The sequence below is a fragment of the Micromonospora sp. NPDC023633 genome (assembly GCF_040640035.1).
Lineage (GTDB): Bacteria > Actinomycetota > Actinomycetes > Mycobacteriales > Micromonosporaceae > Micromonospora.
The window spans coordinates 1-2384 of sequence record NZ_JBFABB010000265.1; the positions used below are offsets into that span (position 1 = coordinate 1).

A 2384-nucleotide genomic window follows, 5' to 3' on the forward strand; every position below is an offset into this window, starting at 1 on the left:
CGACGGCCCACAGGACGGGCTGCACGACCTCGACCCGCTCCAGCCACGACTCGTAGGGCGGCAGGCCGCGGCGGCCCCCGGCGCGCCGGGTAACGTGCTGCGGCATGACCGCCGTGGCGTACTCCCACTGCTCCTTCTGCGGTGCCGCCTACCCGCCGGCGACCGGGTGGCCGCGGGTCTGCGCGGCCTGCGGCGAGACGGTCTGGCGCAACCCGCTGCCCGTCGCGGTGGCGGTGCTGCCGGTCCGCACGGCCCGGGGCCTCGGCGTGGTCGTCGTCCGCCGCGACATCGAGCCGGCACGCGGCCAGCTCGCGCTGCCGGGTGGCTTCGTCGAGTACGGCGAGGAGTGGCAGGAAGCGCTGGTCCGGGAGCTGTGGGAGGAGACCGGCCTGCGCGCCGACCCCGCCGACGCCCGGCTCCTCGCGGTGCACGGCGCCCCGGCCGGCGGCACGATGATGGTCTTCGGCGAGCTGCCCGAGCGGCGGGCCGACGCGCTGCCGCCGTCGGCGCCGACCCAGGAGGCCACCGAGTGGCTGGTGCTCACCGAGCCGACGGAGCTGGCCTTCTCCACCCACACCCGGGTGCTCGCGGACTTCCTCGCCCGGCGCGCGGGCTGAGCGGGGCCGCTCAGTCGGCCAGGTACCGCGCGGGCACCGCGTCGGTGAGCCAGACGCCGTTGGCGCTGCGGTAGAAGGCGTGCCCGTCGCGGGCCATCGCCGCCGCGTCCACGGTCAGCACCACCAGCTCGCCCGCCCGGCGGGCGCCCACCCGCCGGGCGGTCGCCACGTCCGGCGACAGGTGGACGTGGTGCCGGCCGGCCCGGTGCAGGCCGGTCGCCCGGATCGAGTCGAGCGCGACGCGGCTGGTGCCGTGGTAGAGCCGCGCCGGCGGCGGGCTGGGCGTCAGCCCCAGGTCGACCGGGATCGAGTGCCCCTGGTTGGCCCGGACCCGCTCGACGCCGTCGGCGCCGCGTGCCACGGCGAAGCGCTGCTTGTCGTTGCCGGCCACCACGGCGTCCAGGTCGGCGCGGTCGATCCGCAGCGCGGCGAGCAGGTCGTCGACCGACACCCAACCGGCCCCGTCGGGCACGAGGCCGAACTGGGCGGGCTCGTGCCGCAACGCCAGGGACATCCGCTTGCTCAGCCGCACCATCGCCCGGTGATCCATTGCCGGAGTCTCCCCCGCCGGGCACCGGCGGCGCCATCGGATTCGCCGGGCGCCCCGGCTCCGGGCGCTCGACCGACCGCCGGCACTCAAGGCCCGGCGTCGCGGGCAGCCGATATCCTCGACCGGGTGAACCCGGCCCGGCAGACCGAGCGCAGGCTGATCGCCTCCAACAAGAAGGCGCGGCACGACTACACCGTCCTCAAGACCTACGAGGCGGGCATCGTGCTGGCCGGCACCGAGGTCAAGTCGCTGCGCGAGGGCCGGGCGTCGCTGGTCGACGCGTTCGCCCAGGAACGCGACGGCGAGCTGATGCTGTACGGGCTGCACATCGCCGAGTACGGCTTCGGCAGCTGGACCAACCACGCGCCCCGGCGCACCCGCAAGCTGCTGCTGCGCCGGGTGGAGATCGCCCGGATCCTGGAGCGGACCCGCGAGGGCGGCCTGACCCTGGTGCCCTTGTCGATGTACTTCTCGGGCGGCTGGGCGAAGGTCGAGCTGGCCCTGGCCAAGGGCAGGAAGTCGTACGACAAGCGGCAGGCGCTGGCCGAGCGGGACGCCGAGCGGGAGATCGCCCGGGAGCTGGGCCGCCACCTCAAGGGCCGCACCGCGCGGCGGGGCTGACCGCCTCCCCGTCGGCGCCTACCCCCGCACCGTCGTCACGGTGGGTCGGCGCGGCACGCCGGAGAGTCGTTGACGCCACGCCTCCGCCATGATGTGCTCATTCGGCCACGGTAATGAAAACCGTAGTCATTACCGGCGAACCGGAGGAGGAGCATCATCATGTCTCTCACCGTCCCGCCCGCCCTGCTCGACGCCGCCGAGCGCGGCCCCATCGACGACGCCGAGTTCGTCGCCTGCGTCCGCGACTCGCTGCCGTACGCCTGGCAGACGATCAGCCGGGTGGCCGCCGAGCTGGCCTCCACCGGCGCGGACCACGCCGACAACGTGATCCCGCCGCCCACCGAGGCCGAACGCGGCCAGTTGCTGCGGGCGCTCGCCAGCGACGCCATCCGGGCCGGCCTGGAACGGCACTTCGGGGTCAAGCTCGCCTTCCAGAACTGCCACCGGGTCGCCGCCTTCCGCCCGGCGGCCGTCGACTCCGACGCGTACCGGCGGTTCATCTCCGCCCGGGGCCAGCTGCTCAACCAGTCCCCCGAGCTGCGCAACTGCTGACCCCGTGCGGCCGGCGGGCGGGACGGGCGCCGAAGGCCCGTGCC

The 2384-nt window shown here is 75.2% G+C and carries 4 protein-coding genes; 3 read left to right on the forward strand and 1 reads right to left on the reverse strand.

Features of this window, described 5'->3' with window-relative positions:
• The first annotated feature begins 104 nt into the window (after window positions 1-104).
• Window positions 105-617: an NUDIX domain-containing protein gene (locus tag AB0G13_RS34555; protein WP_357883861.1), complete on the forward strand. Its 513-nt coding sequence runs from the start codon at window positions 105-107 to the stop codon at window positions 615-617.
• A gap of 10 nt (window positions 618-627) precedes the next feature.
• On the opposite strand, the gene AB0G13_RS34560 is transcribed toward AB0G13_RS34555, so the two are convergent.
• On the reverse strand, window positions 628-1167 hold the full coding sequence (locus AB0G13_RS34560; RefSeq protein ID WP_357883864.1) for an RNA 2'-phosphotransferase: 540 nt from the start codon (window positions 1165-1167) through the stop codon (window positions 628-630).
• Between the two features lie 126 nt (window positions 1168-1293).
• Here AB0G13_RS34560 and smpB point away from each other — a divergent pair, with 126 nt between their 5' ends.
• Complete coding sequence (gene smpB / locus AB0G13_RS34565) at window positions 1294-1788, forward strand: SsrA-binding protein SmpB (protein ID WP_357883867.1); 495 nt, start codon at window positions 1294-1296, stop codon at window positions 1786-1788.
• Window positions 1789-1947: 159 nt separating this feature from the next.
• On the forward strand, window positions 1948-2340 hold the full coding sequence (locus AB0G13_RS34570; protein ID WP_357883870.1) for an SCO5389 family protein: 393 nt from the start codon (window positions 1948-1950) through the stop codon (window positions 2338-2340).
• Window positions 2341-2384 lie beyond the last annotated feature (44 nt).